Origin of the sequence: Polycladomyces subterraneus, from assembly GCF_030433435.1 — a bacterium.
Taxonomy (GTDB): Bacteria; Bacillota; Bacilli; order Thermoactinomycetales; family JIR-001; genus Polycladomyces; species Polycladomyces subterraneus.
This window is the reverse complement of sequence record NZ_JANRHH010000030.1, coordinates 15,422-39,401: the sequence shown is the minus strand read 5'-3', so window position 1 is coordinate 39,401 and position 23,980 is coordinate 15,422. Positions and strand designations below refer to the sequence as shown.

At 52.9% G+C, this 23,980-nt stretch carries 19 protein-coding genes; 2 read left to right on the top strand and 17 right to left on the bottom strand.

Annotated features, from left to right (window positions below; genetic code table 11):
* Positions 1 to 305: 305 nt before the first annotated feature.
* The 4 genes from NWF35_RS07090 to NWF35_RS07075 all read right to left on the bottom strand — a co-directional run bounded on the left by NWF35_RS07090 (position 306) and on the right by NWF35_RS07075 (position 4,866).
* The gene (locus NWF35_RS07090) at positions 306 to 725 is read right to left on the bottom strand and encodes a hypothetical protein (RefSeq protein WP_301238358.1); all 420 of its coding nucleotides are present in this window, start codon (positions 723 to 725) and stop codon (positions 306 to 308) included.
* 94 nt (positions 726 to 819) lie between these two features.
* The gene (locus NWF35_RS07085) at positions 820 to 1,479 is read right to left on the bottom strand and encodes a YdbC family protein (RefSeq protein WP_301238357.1); all 660 of its coding nucleotides are present in this window, start codon (positions 1,477 to 1,479) and stop codon (positions 820 to 822) included.
* Between the two features lie 64 nt (positions 1,480 to 1,543).
* Positions 1,544 to 2,026: a DinB family protein gene (locus NWF35_RS07080; protein ID WP_301238356.1), complete on the bottom strand. Its 483-nt coding sequence runs from the start codon at positions 2,024 to 2,026 to the stop codon at positions 1,544 to 1,546.
* A gap of 185 nt (positions 2,027 to 2,211) precedes the next feature.
* Complete coding sequence (locus tag NWF35_RS07075; protein ID WP_301238355.1) at positions 2,212 to 4,866, bottom strand: penicillin acylase family protein; 2,655 nt, start codon at positions 4,864 to 4,866, stop codon at positions 2,212 to 2,214.
* 307 nt (positions 4,867 to 5,173) lie between these two features.
* Here NWF35_RS07075 and NWF35_RS07070 point away from each other — a divergent pair, with 307 nt between their 5' ends.
* Entirely contained in the window at positions 5,174 to 6,274 is a 1,101-nt protein-coding gene (locus tag NWF35_RS07070; protein WP_301238354.1) for an MBL fold metallo-hydrolase, read from the top strand.
* 322 nt (positions 6,275 to 6,596) lie between these two features.
* On the opposite strand, the gene NWF35_RS07065 is transcribed toward NWF35_RS07070, so the two are convergent.
* The 13 genes from NWF35_RS07065 to NWF35_RS07005 all read right to left on the bottom strand — a co-directional run bounded on the left by NWF35_RS07065 (position 6,597) and on the right by NWF35_RS07005 (position 21,350).
* On the bottom strand, positions 6,597 to 7,628 hold the full coding sequence (locus NWF35_RS07065) for an outer membrane lipoprotein-sorting protein (protein WP_301238353.1): 1,032 nt from the start codon (positions 7,626 to 7,628) through the stop codon (positions 6,597 to 6,599).
* A 40-nt stretch (positions 7,629 to 7,668) separates the two neighbouring features.
* Positions 7,669 to 9,225 (bottom strand): NAD(P)H-hydrate dehydratase, encoded by a 1,557-nt coding sequence (locus NWF35_RS07060; RefSeq protein ID WP_301238352.1) that lies wholly within the window; start codon positions 9,223 to 9,225, stop codon positions 7,669 to 7,671.
* Between the two features lie 84 nt (positions 9,226 to 9,309).
* Entirely contained in the window at positions 9,310 to 9,696 is a 387-nt protein-coding gene (gene acpS, locus NWF35_RS07055; RefSeq protein WP_301238351.1) for a holo-ACP synthase, read from the bottom strand.
* An 11-nt stretch (positions 9,697 to 9,707) separates the two neighbouring features.
* Positions 9,708 to 10,814 carry an ABC transporter permease gene (locus NWF35_RS07050; RefSeq protein WP_301238350.1) on the bottom strand — a complete coding sequence of 369 codons (1,107 nt, stop codon included), beginning with the start codon at positions 10,812 to 10,814 and terminating at the stop codon, positions 9,708 to 9,710.
* 3 nt (positions 10,815 to 10,817) lie between these two features.
* Positions 10,818 to 11,726 carry an ABC transporter ATP-binding protein gene (locus NWF35_RS07045; RefSeq protein WP_301238349.1) on the bottom strand — a complete coding sequence of 303 codons (909 nt, stop codon included), beginning with the start codon at positions 11,724 to 11,726 and terminating at the stop codon, positions 10,818 to 10,820.
* A gap of 367 nt (positions 11,727 to 12,093) precedes the next feature.
* Positions 12,094 to 13,614, bottom strand: a complete 1,521-nt coding sequence (locus tag NWF35_RS07040; protein ID WP_301238348.1) for a class I adenylate-forming enzyme family protein — start codon at positions 13,612 to 13,614, stop codon at positions 12,094 to 12,096.
* A 165-nt stretch (positions 13,615 to 13,779) separates the two neighbouring features.
* Complete coding sequence (locus NWF35_RS07035) at positions 13,780 to 14,682, bottom strand: DMT family transporter (protein ID WP_363321569.1); 903 nt, start codon at positions 14,680 to 14,682, stop codon at positions 13,780 to 13,782.
* A 371-nt stretch (positions 14,683 to 15,053) separates the two neighbouring features.
* A complete protein-coding gene (locus NWF35_RS07030; RefSeq protein WP_301238347.1) occupies positions 15,054 to 15,821 on the bottom strand; it encodes a 3-hydroxyacyl-CoA dehydrogenase in 768 nt (255 codons plus the stop codon).
* 75 nt (positions 15,822 to 15,896) lie between these two features.
* Positions 15,897 to 17,048, bottom strand: a complete 1,152-nt coding sequence (locus NWF35_RS07025) for a thiolase family protein (RefSeq protein WP_301238346.1) — start codon at positions 17,046 to 17,048, stop codon at positions 15,897 to 15,899.
* A 30-nt stretch (positions 17,049 to 17,078) separates the two neighbouring features.
* Positions 17,079 to 18,107 (bottom strand): CaiB/BaiF CoA transferase family protein, encoded by a 1,029-nt coding sequence (locus tag NWF35_RS07020; RefSeq protein ID WP_301238345.1) that lies wholly within the window; start codon positions 18,105 to 18,107, stop codon positions 17,079 to 17,081.
* Positions 18,104 to 19,258: an acyl-CoA dehydrogenase family protein gene (locus NWF35_RS07015; protein ID WP_301238360.1), complete on the bottom strand. Its 1,155-nt coding sequence runs from the start codon at positions 19,256 to 19,258 to the stop codon at positions 18,104 to 18,106. Before NWF35_RS07015 ends, NWF35_RS07020 begins: the two co-directional genes overlap by 4 nt.
* Complete coding sequence (locus NWF35_RS07010) at positions 19,258 to 20,838, bottom strand: fatty acid--CoA ligase (RefSeq protein ID WP_301238344.1); 1,581 nt, start codon at positions 20,836 to 20,838, stop codon at positions 19,258 to 19,260. Before NWF35_RS07010 ends, NWF35_RS07015 begins: the two co-directional genes overlap by 1 nt.
* Positions 20,839 to 21,185: 347 nt before the next feature.
* Positions 21,186 to 21,350 (bottom strand): hypothetical protein, encoded by a 165-nt coding sequence (locus tag NWF35_RS07005; protein WP_301238343.1) that lies wholly within the window; start codon positions 21,348 to 21,350, stop codon positions 21,186 to 21,188.
* 710 nt (positions 21,351 to 22,060) lie between these two features.
* Between NWF35_RS07005 and NWF35_RS07000 the strand changes: the two genes are divergently transcribed.
* A complete protein-coding gene (locus NWF35_RS07000; protein WP_301238342.1) occupies positions 22,061 to 23,764 on the top strand; it encodes a phospho-sugar mutase in 1,704 nt (567 codons plus the stop codon).
* Positions 23,765 to 23,980: the final 216 nt, after the last annotated feature.

Below are 23,980 nucleotides of genomic sequence, written 5' to 3'. Positions count from 1 at the left end.
GCTAGTTCCTTTTTACTTACTCTCATGGTTTTACCCAGTGGGAGTGAGTGGTTCGCCACTGGAACCTCATACCATGACGTACACAGGAAGAAACCCACTACCAGTGGGATGAGCACCGCTTGTACGTTCGATTATACAGCAAATTGGTTGCCCTTACCATCCCCAAAAGGGGATGCCGAGCAACGCCGCCTTTCATCTCACGATTGAAACCGTGGGCTTTCAGCCGGCTTTTTCTGTAAATCGTTCGGGCAGCATCCAATGTGGCAGGTTTCCGATCCCGACACTGCCGTGTTTCGGGAAGTACATCACAGTTCATTTCCATCACGGCTGCCATAATACTCATCGTTCCATGTGATCCTCTGCGCGATCTCACAACACGCTTCCATCTTCCCTTCCTCAACCAAATGACGGATCTGTTCCGCTTCCCGGTCCCATTGCGGTCCATGACAAAATAAATACGCGGAAAAGGACAGCAACAGTTCACGATCATTCGGGTTGAGTTGGTTGGCTTTCTTGAACACGAGAAACACCAACTTCACAGGTAAAGTCAACAACTTGTCATATTCCAGGTGGATGATCCGGTAAAAATCGTTTACATTTGAATGTTGGGCATGAGTGACGGATAGTTCAATACGACGACACAACTCCCTGTATTTCTGCTCATCCGTCTGTTGCCAGTTATCAATCATTTGCAATAGCTTTACAATCTCTGAATAGATGGCCATCTCATTTCCCTCTACAACTTCAGATCAGGTGTGAGGAAATTTTTTCACTTTTTACAAAAGGAGAACTTCTCTCCTCTTAGGATTGTCCCATCGCTCATCTTCCTTTGTCAGATTGTACAGTTGCCGTCACCCTCCAACTCGGCTCACACCGCACTTCATACCCGACAATCCGTTCGATATCTAGATCCAAATCCGCTTGCTCCCGCAGGTTCGCAACATGGTTTTTCACATATGCCCGATGTAATTCCGCGCTTTTCCACCACGTGATGGTGAGAAAGCGCCGTGCCGACATGTCCCCCGCGAATACACCGCCCAACATACCGTCGGTTTGCTCCATGGCAGGGTTCCATACCTCCTGCTGCATTTGGAGAAAATGAGCTTCCCTCCCGGGTAGCACCCAACAGTCTGCAATACGGATCAGCTCCGCTTTCATCCATCCACCTGAGAGCAACCCTTCCAGATGGCCGACCGGCAACATCATTTCCATGACGGTAACAGCAATACGGTCAAATGTCTCCTGTTGACCGCGGGATATATAAATCTCATCATGGATCTTTTCCATGAACGCCGTATAGCTGTCCCGATCCTTCCACAATCCGACAATGCACGCCTCAGCGGGATTAACTGCATTCCACCCGCCGAATTGAGCCACAAACCCCGGGACATCCCGCAATGCCGACCATTGCTGTTGTGCGAGGGAAAAGGCTTCCCGTTTTTCCTCCGGCACGTTGCAAACAATCCATTTGATCAGCATGTGAATGCTCCTTTCCCACATGACACGCCCTAGTAACGAGAGCTTCATCCATATGGACACGTCATTATTGATTGGTTCGTGCAGCATACAATTTACGAATATAGAGAATTTGTCCGATGTGGTAGGCGTCGTGCATTGCCAAATCTGCAAGCACGAGCTTATATGACAAAGCAGAGTTATCATAAGGTGTATCAAACCTGCTCTCGTCCCAGTCGGACAATGTTAATTGTATATTCGTACAGACTTCTTTCATCCTCTCAACCGTAGCCTGCCATGAAGCCTCGTCCGTAGGATCCCCAGGTTCCCCAAACGTTGCACTGTTGTCTATATTCACCGGTGTCGCGTTTCCTTGTAAATTTCTCAATATGTTTTCATTCCAAAACACAATGTGGTTCACGATTTGCCAGATCGAATGACTATTGGCATGTGGCTGCCATGCAGCCTCGTCTGCCCGTACCCCTTCAAGGGCAGATATCAGTGGAACGAAACCAGCCTTCTTTTCAAATCTGAAATTCAGTAGGGACAACACTAAGCTCTTTGTACTCATGACTCCCTCCGTACATGATCTTCGTCATTGCTTTGCTTGACTTTAGAAGGTGAAGAGGACCACGCAAGACATAAGTCAAGGCGGCCCCCCACAAGCAGGCAGCCAACCATAAGACAAGCCCATTCCTTGATATGTCCCTCTGAGTTCCGAAGGGGATATTTGCCGTTCAGGACTTGCTTTTACTTTTATTTCACCGGATTTTTCACACCCACCTGAACCACTTGCTGGAAGGTGGGCCGATTTACCCATCGCATGTCTGGTGCGGCAAGTAGACCCATGGGTTTCTGCTTGATGGCATCTTGAGAGTCATCATACACCCAGTCCTCCACGACATCGGAATTGTATTCCTCACGAAGTCGGTCAGCTGTTTTTTTCATCGCCTTCCACAATTCCTCCCTGCAGGAGGAGAGATTCCCGTTACCACAATAAACCGTGTGCCAGGGATCCTTCACCTTTTCACCCAGAAGCCGACGCAAATCCTTGTTCACATAGGAATAATATCCTTCGAGAAAAGCCGAACCCAAACCATTCCGTGGCGAATCTTCCAGTACATTGGGCAGGTTTGCACCACTCAGGGCGTTTTCAAACATCGCCTCGGTCAGGGGTTCGAAATAAGCATCCCCGATGGCCACGGCCACCGCATCATCATAAACGCCATCTTTGGGGGATGAATCACGCCGGTGTCCACCAGACTCAACCCATGCGGCCAACCGGTCCCTCATCTCCTGAAGTACCGGATCATTGTCGGGTGCTTTTTCCCCCAATACTTTCAACACCCACGGATAAACCTCCTGTGCCTTCAAATCCACCGTTGCCGCATCTATCATGATGTTCACCATGTCCGCCCGGGTCAGTTTCTTTCCGGAAGATACCATCTCCGCCAACCGCCTGTTTAATAGTAGGGAGCGGTGAACGGGACCGTAGCTGAAGTTCGCATCGTTGGCTCGAAACCCGGGAGCCTGTTTGTTGTTCCAATTGGCAATGTACCCCCTTTTGGGGTTGATGTCATGGGGCTGCTCCTCCGGTTTAAGGTATTTCCCCGTCCAGTCGTATTCCCCTGTTCCCCATGTAGGAAGGTCGGGATTCGTCCTGGGGTCCCGCACAGGACACAGGCAAGAGTGCTTATATGCAATATCCTTTTTGTTCACGTAAAACCAGTTAAAGGTATAATCCACTTTATCGAACGCTTTCAGAAAAGAGGCGGAACCATCCTTCATAAACTCCGGATCGTTGATCCGGCGAAAGCCGAGAGCACTATTCAACTCTTTTCCGTAAGTAGAGCGCTGGGTGGTTACGGCCACCGGCTCTCCCCTTACGGTTCCCCGGGCATTGACAGGGCCGTAGACGGTCCGTTCCACCTTGATGTCAAAGATGAGACTGTCTTTAGACGGCTTGGGAATTCCTGCGGCCGTGGGTCTAGCGATTTGCCGGTGGGTATAAACGTCCATGGGGCGGCATTTCCCTTTATACCAGTAACCTTGGGATTTCATCGTGGGTTTGCCTCCATTCGGCTCGCAAAGCTTCACCACCCACTGATCCACGTTGTCCGCTCCGGAGGAGGTGGCCGACCAGGCATAGTCCCGTCCCCGCCCCAGTTGTACATACATGTTGACCCCAGCAAAACCCACTCCCCGGGCATCAATCCCTGGTCCATGAACATCTGTCTCCACCAGCAGCTGGGGGCTGAAGTAGCCTGTCTGAGGACCGAATACGGCGATGGGACGACCCTCTTTTGTGTGTTCTGCACTGACCAAGATCGCATTGCTCATCCCCTTAGGCGCCCTCAAGTCGATAGGACCGAAGGGGCCGTCTGCCACCATGTTCGGCAGTTTCATCTCCTCCAATGTTTTGTCGACGGTTCCCAAATCGAGAAGGGCCGTGGTTTTCGGATCGACGGAAGAAGACTGGTTATAGGGAAAGGTTTTTTCCGTCGTCACGGGAGCTTCCAAGTCCTCCGCGCTCCGGAAATCCTCCCAGATCGCCCGTCCTTTTTGGGAACCGTGTTTTTGTATTAACTGGGACAGAAATCGGCCACTGGCTACTTCGTTTCCACCGCCCTTCCCGAAAATCCCGCCGACCAAGCTGGCAATGGCCACACTGTCCTCGGGCTTCCACTCTTTCGGAATCTGCTGGAGGGCGGGATACTCTGCGGGAAGCATGTTGGGATTCAGTCGCGCTTTACGTATAAAAGCGTTCACCCCATCGATGTAGGCTTCCATGTCTTTGCAGACCAGGGCTGCTTCCTCCCCCTGATGACAAAGCTCATTGGCCTGACGGGTCAATTCTTCTTCTTTGTACGGGGCTACCTGCACCTGGGCCCTGTCCATCTCCCTATTGGCTTCACTGGCCCCGAGAAATTCGCTCAGCCGCCCCCGTCCCAAATGGCGGAGCACATCCATCAGGAACAGTCTGTCCTCCGCGGTCACATAGCCCACGGCAAACATGGTGGCCTCCCTGGTTTTACCCCGAATGTGGGGAACACCGAATTCATCCCGCTGAACCGTTACTCCTTTCGTCGGTGAATAGGTCCGTTCCACTTTCCCTTTGACACCGAAGGAGGCTTCCTTGAAGTATTTAACAAGTTCTTCATCCCTGATCCCTGACATGCGCTCCACCAGGGAATCGTACATCCGAGTCTGATCATTGAAGTGCTTGGGATACTCTCCGGTCAGTTGAAATTTGGTCATTTCCAGCACGTTTACCGTTCCATCCTGACCTGGAGGCATGATATTGAAAAAGCCGCCGGGATCGTCAGTCGTGACCTGGGCTCCTCCCGTAGAGGGCATCAACAAAAACAGCATATTGATCAGCGCGAGTATGGTAATCACATACCGTTTCAATACAGGACCTCCTTACCTGTGAATTTAAGAAACTGAACCCTTCCGGTTCAGGGGCACTCCCCCTCCATTTCTCGAAAACCAGATGGATTCCTCAGAAAAAAGGATTGATAGATCACTTCAGCTGGAACCAGCAAAAATTCCCTTCATTCATATATTTACCAAAATACTCTGATGATTCCTCCTGCTAGTAATGAAGGTTCCCATTCACCTTATGTGGAAATAATAGGTGACTGCCCCCTGACCGGAGATCATGATTTGAAACAGATCTCCTTCGGTGGCGTTCATTGAAAACAGGGAGGGAGCTTCCGTGAAGGTACAAGAAGAGGTCCGGACTCATTACTTTCAGAAAATTTCCTTTTTTGAAGAAGCCCACGCTGAGGAAAATCCAGGGCGACAGCTAGAGCTGATTCGTGAAGCGGCTCCCCGATTCAAGGAGTGGTTTCGTCAGACCGGTACCGTGACAGCCTTTCACTCTTATGATCTCATCACACTTCCTTATCCTCGGAAGTACGCACTGTGGCGGGCTGCGCTGTCTCCCGTGAGTTACGTGTGGTTTACCAATCGTATGTTCATTGTACAGTGGCGGGCGAAAGGAAGGATCTGGACGCTGCTGAATGAACCCACCGAATACGAGTTGGCATCCAACACCCCCTATTTTGCCGAGCAGATCCGAAAATATGGTGAGTTTTTCAGTCACACCCTGTTGTCCTACCGCTACGGCACGGTGGAAAAGCATCTAGAGACCGTTGGTCTCCGGCCGGAGGATATTGATTTTATCACTTACGACCATTTGCACACCCAAGATGTGCGGAGGTGGATCGGGACGACAAAACCCCAAGCGGACATCAGCCCCGATCAGCCAGTTAAGGCTTACTTTCCCAAGGCCAAATTAATCGTGCAACGGAAGGAATGGGACATTCTCCCCCACCTCCACCCGTTACAGCGGATCTGGTACCAACCAGAAAAATTCGCAGATATCCCGGAAGAACGGCTGTTGTTTATCGACGGAGACGTGCTGTTAGGTCCTGGGGTCGCTTTGATGTGGACACCGGGGCACACCCAGGGAAACCACTCGCTGGTGGTCAACACAGACTCGGGTATCTGGGTTTCCAGCGAAAACGGGGTAGCCGCTGAGTGTTACGCTCCAATGGAAAGTGGCATCCCCGGTCTGCGTCGGTATGCAAAGAAAACCGGGTTTGAGGTGGTGTTAAACGCTAACACCATCGAGAACACTGCCCGCCAGTACAACTCGATGATCCAAGAGAAGCTGGTGGCGGACCCCTGCAAGAATCGTCCCGGATTGCCGCAATTCTTCCCTAGCTCTGAACTGCGAGGGCATATCTTCGCGCCTGGGACCCGGCCTTCCTATCAACACAAGCGTGTTTCTTTTGGTAGGATCATTCGATGAAAGAAGGAGCCGAGGTTGGATGAGAACCGTTTTCCTTTCCAAATTCTCCAGTACGTTATAGCATTACCTTTCGGGAAATACTGGATTTGAGCTTCATTTGGATATGTGCTAATAAAGAACCCGCAGCTATAGTGATCCGCTGCGGGTGGACCCATTCCTTTCTACACAGCATGTGACCACTAAAATCCTAGAGGTCCCTCTGACTCATTACGCTTCCCTTCTACTTCCTTTCACTCACCTTCTCTTTCAACGCCGCTTCCAAACAAGGTGAATTTTCGCAAAAACAAACCCCGTTCGTGACGACACGAAACGGGGTTTAACTTCATTTTTGAGGCTGATCCTGCACCGATTGGGCAATTTTGACCATTTCCGCTACCGGCAGATTGCCGTACAATTCAAAGTCCGTGCCATTGTGCGTCCAAGACAGCCGCTTCTTCTCACTGCCTTCCAGTAATACCCCGACCGTGTAGCCCAGATCAACCGGTTGGCCGTACATCGGTGCACTGGCCTGTACGGCGTCAGGATTTTTCTGTGTTAAGGTGAACGGTTGTTTTCCTTGGTACCGCATGATGACAACCTCGCCTTCCATGCTGTCGACGGATTGCTCATCCACCAACCGACTCCCCTTCGGCACGTAACCCGGTACCATGGTTTGCACTTCTTTTTCCGAATGACGGTCTTTGTCGGTTTGCGCATTGCGCATTGAAGGTAACACTTGATCGTTCAAACCGGTCATGTTGCGGTTCATGTCAAACGCATCCTTGTCGAAGGACGGGTCGATATTGAAACGGTCAAAGGTGACTTCCACCATCACCTGATCCTGATCGTTGAGCAGTTCCGCTTTGGTGGGATACAGGTCCTTGTTCAGCCAAATCCGTTGCCGACTCAACGTTTGGTTGTTGGTTTTGGCGCGAACATCGAATTGATATCCGTCGGAGCCCGCTTTGAAACCACGGGACTGATCATCAATAATGCTGTTGATCAAAGATTGGTACAGATAGATTTGCCCGCTGGATTCCGGCCAATCGCTTTGGAAACGGAAACTCTTGTTCAAGTGGGGTGTCAACACGTACACCCCATCATCATTGCGAAGCAAGATTTGGGTGATGTCTTTTTTGGTGTTTTTGAGGGAGACTCGGTAAAAGTGCGGCTGTTTGTACCATACTTCCACTTCGTATATTTGGGGGGTGCTGCCGGTATGAATCGTCATCTTGGCCTTTGTCGTGTATCCTTCCATTTTTTCGGATCGCTTCGACAGATCGCTCACGATATCGGCGGCGTTTTTCTGTCCGCATCCCGTCAAAACCACCATGATCAACAAAAGGGCGGCCACCCCCCATGCAATCCGACGCATTTCATCAGCCCCTTCGTCCATTTCCCGGGAAATGTGTCGGTTAGGTACGGACGCGATCGGACAATAGTCGACGAATCGCAGGCCCCACTTGCAAAAGAATGTCGGAAGCGATCACGCTGTGTTCGACGGATGTGACCGCGAACTCCCCAGCCAGCCCGTGAACATAGACACCCATTGGGACAGCAGCTGACGGTGGGATTTTCTGGGCCAACAACGCGCCGATGATGCCGGTCAACAGGTCGCCGGACCCTGCCTTGGCCATGGCAGGACTGCCGGTGGGATTCAACATTTGGGTACCGTCGGGGAATGCGATGATCGTGTACGTTCCTTTGAGGACAACGGTGACATCGTGTCGTTCGGCCCATTCCTTGGCCACCCGGTAACGTTCGTTCTCCACACGGACTGTGTCGGTACCTGCAAGGCGAGCCATTTCACCCGGATGTGGCGTCAAGATGAGATCTCCTTTACGGTGATCGAGGATATCGGGATGATCAGCCAGCACATTGAGCGCGTCCGCATCCAACACCATGGGCCGGTCTGTCTGCTGGAGCAGTTCGGTCAGCCACTCCCGCTCTCCCGTAAAACGTCCCAAACCGGGGCCGACGGCCACCGCTGTCAGGCGGTTCAAACGCTCACCGATGCGCTCTGCACTGCCGGGTGCAAAACGACCCTGTCCGTCGTCAGGCCACGCCCATACGAGGGCTTCCGTCACTTTGGCCGCCAGGGGATCGTGTTGCCCTTCGGGTACGGCAATCGTGACCAATCCGGCACCGGCGCGCAGAGCAGCGGTACCGGCCATGGCGACAGCGCCCAGCATCCCGCGGGAACCGCCGACAACAAGCAGATGCCCGTGTGTCCCTTTGTGCGCCCATCGTGACCGCGGTTTTAGATATTCCCGCCACCACTGGGGATGGTTGACACGTGCGGCGGGTCTCCGGGACGCGGTAACCGATGGCGGAATCCCGATATCCGCCACGACCACCTCTCCACAGTGTTCGGCTCCCGGACGCAAGTAATGACACCATTTGGCATAGGCGAAAGTCACCGTCTGATCTGCTTTGATCGCCACAGATGCGACCCGTCCGGTATCCGTCTCCACCCCGCTGGGCACATCAACGGCTACCACGCGTCCCCGTGCATGATCGTTTACCAGCCGAATCACCGACTCCATTGCTGGACGAACCGGTCCCCGAATCCCCGTTCCCAGAAGAGCATCGACGACAACATCGGATGTCTCCAACCATCGCCGCAGTTCGTCCGCCTGCTCCGGCCCGAACGTTTTTACGTCTATTCCCAGGTGACGGCAAGCTTCATAAAACGTTTGGGTGTCAGCCGTCATTCTCTCCGCGGAACCGACCAACCACACTGTCGTCCGCCATCCGGCAACAGACAGATGCCGGGCGACGACAAACCCGTCCCCACCATTGTTGCCATGACCAGAGAGTACCACCGCCTGACCCGGTTGGGCGAAATGTTCCGTGATCGCTTGCGCGACGGCAAGTCCCGCGCGTTCCATCAACACCACACCCGGTATCCCGATGTGTTCGATGGTGTATCGGTCCAGATCGCGCATCTCCTGTGCAGTAACCAAGTACACATGGGTCCCTCCCAACCGCGTTATATCTATATGAACCGGCCCGTCCGGATATGCTGACAAGGTTGACGGGCCTCGGTCTTCCACTCATCGTTCGTTCGGCACCCGTTCCACCACCACCGTGGCGACAGCGTAATCCCGTTCATGTGCAATAGTGAGGTGAATCTGTACATCATCCGCCCACCCCAATTTCCGTCTGCTTTGCTCGGAAAGCCGCACTTTGGGACAACCGTTGTCGCCACTCAAGATCTCGATATCCTGAAAACCGAGTATTCGGCCGATTCCGGTCCTGGCCGCTTTCGACAATGCCTCTTTGGCCGCAAATCTCCCTGCCAAATATTCGATTTGACGCACATCCCCCTCTGGCCACCACTGACGTTCCTCCGACGTCAGCACGCGTTGCGCCAAGCGTTCCCTGTCTTTTTGCCGCAAACGGTCCAGTTGTACGATATCCGTTCCGATTCCGATAATCACCCTCGTTCACCTCACTCAGCATCCCAACGAAACGTCCAGGCGGCCACGGCAAACGCCCCGATCATCCATGCCGTCAACACCGCTACTGGCGTCCACAACGCCGACAGACTGGCACCTTCGTTCATGACCGCACGCAGGGCATGCGTCAAATGACCGATCGGGATCGCGTCGACCATATGGCGCAACCAATCGGGCAAATCCCGTACCGGGAAAAAGATGCCACCGACAAAGATCATGGGAAACGAAAGCAAGCCCGCCATCGGCCCGGCCGTTTCCGGTGTTTTGGCCAAAGAAGCGATGATAAAACCGATGGACATAAACGTCAGCGTTCCCAGCAGAATCAATGCCAACAGCAACCACCACGAACCGTAAACATGAACCCCGAACAACCAATAGGCCACCAACAGCACAATCAACGCCTGCAGGCCGTTGAGAACGATGCGAGCCGTGATCTGGCCGGCGATGAATGTGGCGCTGGACAACGGTGTCGCCTGCATTCGACGCAGGATACCCCTTTCCCGCCAGGATGCGATCGTGCCCGCTACACCGTTCATGTTGTTGTTCATAATCATCATCGCCAGCAAGCCGGGGACCAGAAAATCAATATATCCCAGCGTCCGGCTTTGTACATTTACCGATTCGGCTGTGATCACGGGACGAAACCCAGTCACACGTTTGTTCAGCTGATCGACCATCTGTTTCACTACCGTCGTGCCCAACTGAGCGGTCGTCAGATTGCTTTTGTCCAGATAGAGAACAATGTCCTTGGACGGCTCTTGCTCCGCCCGTTGGGTGAGATGTCGCCCGAACCCTTTTCGGATCAGAATCGCCAGCTGACGGTCGCCTCGTTGGACCTGAGCGATCCCCTGATTCAGTTCCTTCTCCATCTCAACGGAAACACCCGAAACCGACTGCAACGACCGTACAAATTCACGGGAAGCGGAGGAATGATCCTGATCGACGACCGCCACATCCAGCCGAAATGTGTTTCCCCCTTTGATCAATGTGCCCAAAACCGCCATCATCAATATCGGAACCACCAGCGACCAAATCACGATGTTTTTGTTCCGCAAAAACAACAACAACTGCGCCTGGGTCAATCGCCAATATGCCTTCACGTCTCACGCCAACCTCTTTCCCGTATAGTGGAGAAACACATCTTCCAGCGTTGCCGTCCGTGTTCGCAAACCGGATAACGGGACACCGCTGGTTTCGGACCATGCGATCAAGTCGCGCAACGTCTCCGGCAGACGCTCCGTCAACAGCATCACACTGCGATCCCCGGAGTGTCGCACCTCCTTCACTCCACCCAAAGAAGCGAGCGATGAAGGGTCTAACTCCGATTCCCAGACGAATTCAACCACGCTGTCCACATCCAGTCGACGGATCAATCCCGCTGGAGTATCCAAGGCGATGACTTTCCCCTGATCCATGATCGCCACACGGTCACACAACTGTTCCGCTTCCTCCATGTAATGGGTTGATAAAAACACCGTCCGTCTCTCATCCCGCAACCGAAGAATGATATCCCACAGCGCGCGCCGCGCTCCCGGGTCCAGTCCTGTCGTCGGCTCATCCAAAAACAGGACCTGTGGATCATGTACCACGGCCAGTGCGATGGCCAACCGCTGCTTTTGTCCCCCTGAGAGATGTTTGACCCAGGTATTCCGTTTCTCTTGCAAGTCAAAAGCCGTCAGCAGCTCATCCACCGGACGCGCATGGGGGTAAAAGCTGCTGTAGAGCACGATCATTTCCCGTACAGTCATGTGCCCGAACAATGCGGTCGACTGTAACTGCAGTCCGATCACATGCTTCACCCGATCCCGCTCCCGAACCACGTCCATTCCGTCGATCCAAATCTCCCCTTCGTCCGGTACACGTAATCCTTCGATCATCTCCATGGTCGTGGTTTTTCCCGCACCGTTTGGCCCCAGCAGGCCGAAGACCTCCCCTTGCTTCACGTTGAACGTCACTCCATCCACAACGGCCACACCGTTATACCGTTTGACCAATCCACGCACTTCTACCATTGACCGATCCGAGCCGCCTTTCTCGTATGAGGATGACTGATTCAACCATTCTTGTACCTTCCAGTATACTACGAAAAACTATGTATCCGATCCTTCTTTCCAGTTATCACAAAAACGTTCATGAACGAAATTTCCAGATCTCATTTCAATAATCGATCAAAAATATATTTTAGTGTTTTGCGCTTGTTTCTCCGGATCTCTCCACCTGTACCCTGCAGGGAAGCAGATGATGACCGATCCGACCCGGTCAGCGAATGAATGATTACAAGCAAAACAAAATGGCTTCTGCAAAACACAGAAGCCATTCAAGCGATCTGCTTTTCATGTCTGCTTTTTGGATTCAGTTCAATCAGGGGCCCCTGTTTACTCACTGCGCTTGCGGTTGTTGTTGATTAGCATGTTGACGAAGCACGTATTTCATCACTTTGCCCATGCTGTTTTTCGGAAGTTCCTCCACAAAAACGACTTCATGCAGGCTGTGATCGGGCAAATACCGGCGAACGTGGGTGATGATCTCCTGTTCGGTGACCGTGCTGCCTTCTTTCCGAACAACATAAGCCCGGGCAAGCTCGCCCCATACCGGATGTGCGACGCCGACCACGGCAGACTCGGACACTTCCTCCAACTGATTGATGACCGATTCCACTTGTGCCGGGAACACATTTTCCCCGCTGGTGATGATCATATCCCGCAGTCGATCGACCACGTACAATAAACCGTTCTCGTCCATCCAGCCCGCGTCCCGCGTATGGTACCAACCATTTCGAATCACTTCTTGGGTGGCTTTCTCCATATTCCAGTATCCAGCGAACGTCAATGGCCCCCTTAAAACCACTTCTCCGATTTCACCCGGAGGCAGTGCTTCGCCCGTAGTGGGATCGACGATTTTCATCTCCGTCAGATAAACAGCTTTTCCCGCTGACTCGCATGTCTCCAGACCATATTCCGGCAGCCAAAAGGTGGCGGCTCCTGCATACTCCGTCGCACCGTACACCTGCACCACATGGTACCCGAAATCGTACATCCCCCGGATCAGCTCCGCCGGCACCTTGGCCCCGCCGCAGATAATCATGCGAAGGGAAGGCGCATCCACATCCTGATGCTTCAACGACTCATACATGTAGTTCAGCATCGACGGTACGGCAAACATGATGTTGATCCTCTCAGCATGGAGGAGATCCCAAACCTGTATGGGGTGGAATTGGTCGTTGATGACCATCGTCAAGCCACGAACCAGGGCACAGACGGGAATGACCATGCCACTGATGTGGAACAAGGGAGAGACCACCAAAAAACGATCCCGGTACCGCCAATCCAATGTGGTCGTGTTGGCGATGCTGGCTGCGTGCAGATTGGTGTGGGTACATACGACCCCTTTGGAACGACCGGTGGTTCCGGAGGTATAGATGATCAGGGCGGGATCTTCTCCGATCACATCCACCTGCGGCTCTTTATCGGGATATCCTTCAGTCAATTCTTCCAAGGTGTCTTCTATGTCCAAGCGGATTTCCTGCTGAATGAAAGGGAGCGTTCCCAACAGAGGAGTGACTTCATCAAATTCTCCGTCGTAAAACAGGATTTTGGGAGTGCAGTCTTCCAATATGTAACGAATTCCATCCGTTTTGAGCCGCCAGTTAATCGGTACCGTCACGGCGCCGATTTTAGCCGCAGCCATATAGATGATCGGAAAATGATGACTGTTTTTGCAAATGAGTGCAATCCGATCCCCTTTTTGCACCTGCAATTGGAGCAGGTAATGGGCCAACTTGTTCACGATCCCATTGTATTCCCGGTACGTCAACCGTTTTGTCGGCGACACCAAAGCCTCCACATCCGGTGACAACCTAGCCCGGTGGCGAAGCAGCTCTCCAATGACGCTGACAGTCATAAAAACCTCCTTGGTAATCAGAATATTGGTCACTAGATACCTTTATATTAGTATACTTGTCTTCAATTGTGAACTGTTTAAGCTACAACTAAAAATTTTCATAGTTTCCCTTTTCCGAGAGCAACTGACAAAACTTACATCTATTCGATCTACTACGACCGTGTTCTATTTCCTGATCACCTGGGTTTGTTTCTGTGTGGTTTTTGTTGTTGAGAGATAAATTCCAGCGAAGATGACAAGCAACCCGATCATCATATGGGGCGACAACGGCTCATGCAGCAAAATAGACCCCCAGATGATTGCTGTGAGGGGCACCAAGTAGGTAACGTTGACCGCAAATTGGGCACCACCTGCTGAGATCATGTAAAAAAACAGCAGATAGGCAATACCGGAGCCAAATACCCCCAATCCAACCAACGCAAAGACCGACTTCACATTCCACAGAGCATCCAGTGAAACCCCCCGGGTGAATGCCATACCGATGATTCCCACCACGACGCCCGTTACCAACGTCACCGTGGCAGTCAACAGCACATCCACCCCTGACAAAAAGCGCTTGGTATACTGTGAAGCGAAACCATAACACATGGCGGCCACCAACATTGTGCCGATTCCGACAAAATGTTCGCGGAACAAATCCCCAACCCGGAAATCCATCAAAATCAAAATCCCGATGAAGCCCACGATAATCCCGATCCACTGCCGTTTCGTCAAAATCACTGAATATGCGACCACACCGATCAAACTCGTCCAGATCGGCGTGGTCGCATTGAGGATCGATGCCGTATTGCTGTGGATCTGCGTTTCGCTCCAAGCGATCAATCCCCACGGCAGGCCGGCATTCAACACGCCGACCAAGACGAGTGATCCCCACGGAATGGACCGAAAAGGCGGCACTCCACGATACAGCAACAGCGGAATCAATACGGCAACGCCCGCGAGACAACGCAAAAAAACGACTCCCCAAACGCCCGCCGGTTCCAAAAGATATTTGATGAAAACAAAGGACAATCCCCATATGAGACTCAGCAAAACCAGAGCACCGTACAACCGAAACATATGATTCATATGTTTCATTCCACTCCTTTTTTGTCTTTCTATCTATCCCCTCCATTATGACACATCGTGATCAAACACGCTTTCCCCTCATGGATCCCCATCATAGACATCTCTCATTGACATCCTTGAAGGTGAACACCATCACTCCATCCATTTCAATGATATTTCCTTTCGTTTCTTATAAAAAAGCGATCCGTCCAATCACCAGGACGGATCGTGTCACTTTGGCCCTGTCTGGTCATTCACTGGAGCTTACGTGCGGAATACTGTCCAATTGCTTTCCCGGCGCGCTCCACCTGCGCCCTGCAAGGAAATAGATCATGGCCACTCCGACCCGGTACGCAGGACGCGGGCATTGTACATCTTCACAGAAGTATCGCTTATCTCGGCTGCATGCGTAACGCGCCGTCCAAACGGATGGTGCTCCCGTTCAGCATGGGGTTTTCGACGATACTTTGCGCCAGCAGAGCGAACTCTTCCGGCCTGCCCAGTCTGGAAGGGAACGGGGTCATCGCACCAAGCGCCTCCCGTGCTTTTTCCGGCAGGGAAGCAAACAGCGGCGTGTCGAACAAACCCGGCGCGATCGTCATGACGCGAATGCCGTGAGCGGCCAGTTCACGTGCGAGCGGCAACGTCATGCCCACGATCCCGCCTTTGGAGGCACTGTATGCAGCTTGACCAATCTGCCCTTCAAAAGCGGCCACCGAAGCCGTATTGATGATCACTCCCCGTTCCCTGTCGGCATTCGGTTCGTTTTGGACCATTTTCGCCGCGACCAATCGAATTACATTGAAAGTGCCGATCAGATTGACTTGGATCACTTTTGCAAACGAGTCAAGATCATGTGGCCCATTTTTGCCAAGCACTTTTTTGGCAATGCCAATTCCTGCACAGTTGACCACCACATGCACCGTACCAAAGCGATCCGCAACGGTTTCCACCGCATGTAGCACGCTCGTTTCATCGGTAACATCGGTTTTCACGAATAACGCCTGGTCGCCCCATTCCTCGGCCAATGCGGCACCTTTTTCCTCGTTGGTGTCCCAGATGGCTACTCCCGCTCCCAACCGCGCAAAATGACGCACCGTCGCTTCACCCAATCCGGATGCACCACCGGTAACGGCAACCACGACCTTTTGAATGTCCATTCTTTTCACTCCTTTCCCCTGAAAGATGACAACGCCAATGTCCTTTTCCTATTTCCGTCTACCGCTCTGTCACGTCTAGATCGCCTCAATGATGGCCGCGTTGGCCATGCCGCCGCCTTCACAGATGGCGATCAACCCGTAGCGGCCGTTGCGCCGACGAAGTTCATATGCCAATGTGCCAACCAGCCGTCCCCCCGTCGCTCCCAAAGGATGTCCCAGCGCAATCGCGCCGCCGTTAACGTTGACTTTTTCCAACGGCACACCTATCTCTTTTTGCCAAGCCAGCACAACGGAGGAAAAAGCTTCGTTAATCTCGAACAGGTCGATATCCTCCAACCCCAGACCCGCCCTCTGCAACACCTTTCTCGTGGCCGGGATCGGTCCGGTTAACATCGTCACCGGATCGGCACCGACGGCAGCGAATGCGACAAACCGAGCCAAAGGTCGGAGACCATATGCCTCCGCCGCTTCTTTCGAACCGATCAGAAGGGCGCTCGCTCCGTCGGAGATTTGGCTCGCGTTACCAGCCGTGATCAGGTCGACATGGTCGAACGCGGGGGGCAATTGCGCCATTTTTTCCAATGACGGGTTGTCGCGAATACCTTCATCTTCCTCAACTTGCACGTGTGTTTGTACGGGGAGGATTTCTTGTTGAAAATATCCTCTGGCGCGAGCCGCTGACGCCCGTCGATGACTGTCATAAGCATACCGGTCGAGCTCATCACGTGTCAGACCCCACTGTTTGGCAATCACATCCGCGCCATACGCTTGATCGAACCAAGTCCCCTCCAGACGATAACGCTTGCGAATCCCCTCCGTCATCGGGGTGCCCATCCCTCGACCCAGCGTGGACATGATAGGGATTCGGGACATCGATTCCACCCCACCGGCTATTGCCAAATCGTACTGTCCCGCCATTACGCCTTGCGCCGCAAATTGAACCGCTTGCAATGCCGAACCGCATTGCCGATCCACCGTCGTGGCGGGCACCGACTCGGGAAGCCCAGCCGATAACCAAGCGTTACGGGCGATGTTAGCCCCCTGCTCCCCCACTTGGTCCACGCATCCCATGATCACATCGTCCACTTTGCCCGGGTCGATCTGGGTACGACGAAGCAATCCTTGCAAAAGGCCGCCCAGCAAATCGACCGGGTGAATCTCTTTCAAACCACCGTCCCGTTTGCCGAACGGGGTTCTGACGGCATCCAACAAATAAGCTTCTCTCAACGTTCTCCCTCCCTGTCCGCTGCTCCTTACTCAATCTACTGTTTCCGTATGCTTCAACAACGCTTCCGTATGTGCGCCCAATTCGGGAACCCGGTTATCCGACGAAAATAATCCGATGATGCCACCATCATGCTTCACCTGTGGATGTTGCCATACTTCTTTTGGTTCCAAAATGGGTGTCAAACAACAATCCGCTTCAAGCCCCCATGCCTCCCAATCTTGAAGCGGACGGGAACGAAACCATCGCTTGATCTCTTCATAAACCGGATTCTCTTCCGTCGCGGGAGAGAAATAAGCTTGCAACCAATCCTCTCTGCCCGAATGCTTGCAAAATCGTTCCCAAAACTTTTCTTCCAGAGCAGCCAAGCTGACATAACGACCATCGGCAGTTTCATAGATGGCGTAATTGACAATCTGGCCGCTCAGAAACGGAATACCCTCAGGTTGGTACCAATAATGCGCCATCAACGAACTCATGGCGCCAGTCAGAGAAATGTCCAGATGCGCCCCTTCCCCCGATCGCTCCCGGCGGAACAGCGCGGTGGCAATCGCTTCGCTCGCGGCGATGCCGCCGATCAGGTCGGCCCATGTCAGGACGGGATGAACAGGCCTGCCCTTGTCGTCCTTGATTTGGGACAGTGCTCCGCTGAGTGACACGTAATTCAAGTCGTGGCTGGCGAGACCGCTCATGGGCCCGGTCTGGCCGTACCCGGTGATAGAGCAATACACAATGTCCGGTTTCACCTTCCGAACCTGTTCATAGCCCAAGCCCAACTGAGCCATAACACCCGGCCGAAAACTCTCAACCACCACATCGGCATCCGCGATAAGACGCAGGGCCGCTTCTTTCCCCGCCCGTTGTTTGAGGTCGATCACCACGCTTTTTTTGCCGCGGTTGTATGCATGGAAAACGGCGGGCATCCGTCTGGCGGGGTCGCCGCCGGGGGGTTCTACTTTGATCACCTCGGCTCCGCGGTCCACCAACCGTTGGGTGGCGAACGGTCCGGGCAAATACCATGAAAAATCGACAATGCGAATGCCATGCAGCAATGGTTTCACCTTCCCTCTCCCAATCCCAAACGTCTGGCGATAATGGATTTCATGATCTCATTGGTTCCCGCATAAATGGAGGTGACGGCGATGTCCCGGAATCTCCGTGCGATCGGGTATTCCTCCATGTATCCGTACCCGCCGTGCAGCTGCATGCACTGTGTGGCTACGCGCTTGGCCATCTCGGTTAGCCACCATTTGGCCATCGACACTTCGGTGACGCAGTCAACGCCTTTCCTGTGTTCTTCGATCAGACGCTCGAGAAAAGCGCGACCCAGTTCAATCTCCGTAGCCATCTCCGCCATCGTGAATTGCGTATGTTGAAACTGACCGATCGGCTTTCCAAATGCCGTCCGCTTTTTTACGTAATCCAATGTTGTCCGAAACATCTCTTCGGCCGACACCCAAGCGGACAACGCCACCACCAGACGCTCCTGTTGCAGCTGGTTCATCAGATAGTAGAACCCTTTTCCTTCTTCCCCCAAAAGATTGTGAACTGGCACACGGCACTCGTCGAAAAAGAGTTCCGCCGTGTCCAGGCAGTGCAAGCCCACTTTTTCCAACTTCTTTCCTCTCTCGAAGCCCGGTGTTCCGCGTTCCACCACGAGCAGACTGATCCCTTTGTGTTTCGGTTCGGCGCTAGGGTCGGTTTTGCATACCACGATGATCAAATCGGCGTGAATCCCGTTGGTGATGAAGGTTTTTTGCCCATTCAGCACGTAAACGTCCCCTTCGCGTCGGGCTGTCGTGGTGATATTGGCCAGGTCGGAACCCGTCCCCGGCTCTGTCATGGCGATGGCCGTAATCAAGTCACCGCTGACACATCCCGGTAACCAGCGTTGTTTTTGCTCCTCCGTTCCAAAAGCAGAGAGATAGGGCACCACGATTTCATTGTGCAGCGCAATGCCGGCCAACCCGGAACCGACGCGTTCCAACTCCTCGATGATGGCCACCGCGTACAACCAATCCGCACCTGCCCCGCCGTACCGCTCTTCCACGGTGGGACAAAGCCAACCGTTCTCCCCCATTTTCTTCCAAAACGATCGCGGAATCAGCCGATCCTTTTCCCACTGCTCATAATGGGGTACAGCTTCCTTTTCCAGAAAACGGCGGAATGTTTGGCGGAACACCTGCACCTCTTCTTGGTGTGCCAACTTCATCAACCGGACCCCTCCTGGACGACAGAGACACCCGCTACCCCTCCGGAACGCAATCGGTACCGTTGAATTTTTCCGCTTGCGTTTTTCGGCAACGCCTCCACGAAAACATAACGCCTGGGTCGTTTGTAATTGCTCAATTTGTCGCTCTCCCGCAGAAACGCATCCAATGTTTCCGCCGTCAACGCATGATCCTTGGGCACCACATACGCGACGACGCGTTCTCCCCACGTTTCATCCGGCTCACCGACGACCGCCACTTCAAACACACCCGGGTGTTCGTACAATACGTCCTCAATCTCACGCGGATAGATGTTCTCGCCGCCGCTGATGATCATGTCATCCATCCGATCGACCACCCAGAGATACCCGTCTTCGTCGAGATAGCCCAAATCGCCGCTGTGGTACCACCCCTTGTATAAAGCTTTGCGATTGGCTTCCTCGCGTTTGTAATAGCCCTGCATCAAGCAGGTTCCCCGTACCAGAATTTCACCCACTTCCCCCGGCGGGAGGGTCTCTTCCGGTTCGGAGGGACCATCCGTTCCCGGCCTAACCACACGCACTTCGTGATGAATGGCGGGTTTCCCGGCAGAACCGGCTTTTTTCAATTGTTCATCCGGCAGGAGAAACGTGACAGCGGGGCCCATTTCAGTCATACCGTATGCCTGTACCAAGCCGATCCCCAACCGCTCATGGATGGTCCTGACCATCGACGGAGCCATCGGTGCCGCCCCATACAGGCCCAACCGAAGCGACGACAAATCGTAGTCCTCCACGTTTTCTTTCAACAAGAGATTCCACATAGTGGGTGCGGCGAACAACATGGTCACTTGCTCCCGCTCGATGGTCTCCAATACGGTGCGGGCATCGAATTGGTGCAACAAGACATTGCCTGCGCCGATGTGCACCCGCGGGAGAAAACAGCAATGCAGTTCCGCCGCGTGAAACATGGGCGCGACAGCCAGCCCGCGGTCTCGGGGCGTGAGTTGCGTCATGGCGATCAGGATTTGACTCTGCTCGATCAGATCGCGGTGACGGTGCATGACCCCCTTGGGTTTGCCCGTGGTGCCACTGGTGTACATGATGGAAAAGGTGTCTTGTTCGTCCACATCGATATTGATGGAAAGTTCCGGCACTTGCCCGACCAGTTGCCAGTAATCCTGCGCATAACCTGATGATGTGCCTTGGTCGATACACCAAAACACCAAGTCATCCTCCCGTTCCGCGATGGGCCGGATCTGTTTATCAACCATCGACTCAAAAACGACCACTTTCGGCTCCGCATCCCGGAGGATAAACGAAATCTCCTCAGTGGAGAGCCGGTAATTGATCGGGTTGAAGACCGCTCCCAACTTGGCGCACGCGAAAAAGAGCGAGCCCAATTCCAAGGTGTTGTACAACACAGCGGAAACACGATCTCCTTTTTTCACTCCCGCATCTGCCAATGCTCGCGCCAACCGGTTGACGTGTCGGTTCCAATGTTCATAGGTGACGCGACGGTTTTGACGAAGATCCAAAATCGCTTCGCGGTCCGGATGTCGTTCCGCTGTCTGTTCCAACAGCGTTCCGATCGTCGGATACATGCCCCGTCCTCCTTTATTGCGGTTTCCATGGTCGAACATTTCCCATACTACCGAAAATGTATATATAATAATATGTATTCTTAAAATAAAGCCTTTTCTCCTTTTCCCAGTACGATTAATCATACATTTGCAATCGCTCTAACCCTATTCCGAAAACCAAGCGGAAAGGCAGCCTCTCTTCCAACTCCCTTGAACGCCAGTCTTCACTTTTGAAGACCATCTGGATTGCGGATTTCGCGTATAGTGATACTCTCCAAAAACGATCGTATTTGCTGAACCATCATTTTCATCACTCCAAATCAAACGACATCAAAGAAGATTCCAAATAATCTGATGATATGATATAATTAGGTGGCCCGATGACGCCGCCGGGTGTGCGGTGAACCTCCAAGCAAGGAGGTGATCCGCTTGGAGAAGTTGGTACATGACACCGTAATTGCGGCAATATCCAGTACCATCACCGTGGCACTGCCATGGATACTTAGTCGATTGTTCAAGAAGGACAACGACAAAAATAAAAACTCCACACCCGGCAGGTAAGTGGAGTTACAGTAAGCTCTTCACTGCCACCGCACATCCGGTGGTCAGGGCAGGTCGGTAGTTGGCGCTACCGGCCTTTTCACTATTAGTATATACAAACGCTTCCACCTTTACAACACAAAAGAACACAATTGATGTCGGTGACTTGAGCATCCTCCCCACTCCGTGATCGGTATCATGAGGAAAACACCACATTTGTATCCCACTCATCATATATCTTCTTTCCCGCTTTCGCTATCATTTGCTCGTAACGCCCGCCTCCGCCAGTTTTCGCGCCATCTCGTTGGCGTAGTCCTTCCAGTTTGCTTTTCGGAGGATTAGAATGTACCCATCGTTGCTCATACGTATATATTGGTAGACAGAGTTATCAATGCCGCAAGAAATTTCCTGTATCGAGCGCTGGGATACGTTTCTAAGCAAAATACGGATTCATGAGAACAAACCCTTTTCCAGGCTTGGACAAATCCTTCGTGGATGGAGGTGGGTTGCCACGCCGGATGAAGAGCGAGAAACCCTTGGGGTTAGCCGTGTGAAACAAGTCTCATCTGTATTCAGGGGAGAGGAAACGGAACTTTTACAAGCTCCTCATCGCATTTCGGTTGCCAATCACACTACTATCATGCATGATGTTAATGAGGAACTTCGGAAAACAAAGACGATTCTAAAACAGGAGTGTCGCCACATGGAAGATTTCAAGAGATGGATGTCGTTTCCCGATTTGGACCCCGCGTTAAAGAAAGAGTTGGCCGAGTGCCGGCATGACGAAAAGGAAATCGAGGACCGGTTCTACCGCCACCTCACGTTCGGTACTGCAGGGCTACGCGGGTTGATCGGTGCGGGAACCAACCGGATGAATCGTTACACTGTCCGCCGTGCGAGTGAAGGTTTTGCGCAGTACTTGCTCGGTCAGACTGGTGCTCCGGAGAAGAGGGTTGTTATCGGCTACGATTCCCGCCGCGGGTCGTTCGATTTCGCCAGGGAAGCAGCGGGGGTGTTCGCCCATCACGGTATCCAGGTCTATCTGTTCGACGAATTGTGCCCAACACCAATGCTGTCATTTGCCATTCGACATTTGGGGGCGTCTGGCGGCGTCATGATCACCGCCAGCCACAACCCGGCGGAGTACAACGGATACAAAGTGTTCGCAGATGATGGTGGACAGATCTCTTCCGATACGGCCCAACGAATCACGCAGCAAATCGATCGGGTCGAAAACGAACTGACCGTCCCTTGTATGCCGATAGAAGAAGCGATTAAAACGGGACGCCTGTACATGATGGGGGATGCTATCCGCAGCGCATACACGAGTCAGTTACGTGCGCTGTCTTTGCACCCCAACTTGGCCAAACGGATGAAAACACCGCTGCGCATCGTGTTCACGCCATTGCACGGGACTGGGAACAAGCCTGTACGCCGCATCTTGAGGGAGCTGGGTTATGAACACGTCTACACGGTTCCCGAACAGGAGCAACCTGATCCTGACTTTTCAACTGTCAAGTCGCCCAATCCGGAGGACCCCCGCGCTTTCGACATGGCGCTGGCTCTCGCCAGGGAACGTGACGCTCATCTGGTGATCGGCACTGATCCGGATGCTGACCGCCTGGGAGTATGGGTACGTGTGCGCAAAGGAAAATACCAACCGCTCAACGGGAACCAGATCGGTGCATTGTTATTGTATTACCTCTTTGAACAGAAAAAGCACCAGGGAAGTCTTCCAGACAACGGTGCTGCGATCAAAACGATCGTCAGTTCGGACCTGGGCCGATCAATTGCCCAATCCTACGGCATCACGATGGAAGAAACCTTGACAGGATTTAAGTACATCGCCGCCAAAATCGAGGAGTACGAAAAAAGCGGCCGCCATACATTCCTGTTCGGATACGAGGAAAGCTACGGCTATCTGGTGGGTTCCTTTGTGCGGGACAAAGACGCCGTGCAAGCGGCAATGTTGTGCTGCGAGATGGCGGGCTATTACCACGAAAGGGGAAAAACGCTGGTCGAAGTGTTGAACGAACTGTACCGGCGATACGGCACTTACCGGGAAGACTTGTTCTCATTAACCCTGGAAGGAAAAGAGGGACAGGACACGATCACCCGCATCATGGAGCGGTTGCGTGGAAAGCGGTTGTCCGACATCGGCGGCCTCTCCGTACGAGAATGTCAAGATTATCTGAAAGGAATCGATGGGCTGCCTTCTGCGGATGTATTAAAATACCGCCTCGAAGACGGCAGTTGGGTTGCCGTTCGACCGTCGGGGACCGAACCGAAGATCAAATTTTATTTCAGCGTAGTGGCTGACAATGCGGAACGTGCCGAACAAACCTTGCATCAGCTGCAAACGTCGATCCAATCGCTGATCCGCCCCTTTACAGAAAAAGCTAAATGAAGCAGGGGTGACAATTCAGTTTTCACTCAAATACAGTTTACATGTCTCGATTTTGGAGCGCATCAACGGGTGATGGGCGATATACGGTCCAATTGCTGATACATCAAAAAGGGAGCATCCGGGGAACTGGATTGTGTCAGAAAGTTGTCGCTTCCCCGCCACGCTTTGCAAGCGTTTCATCGTCCACTTTTGTTACAATATCAGTGCGATCAGAAG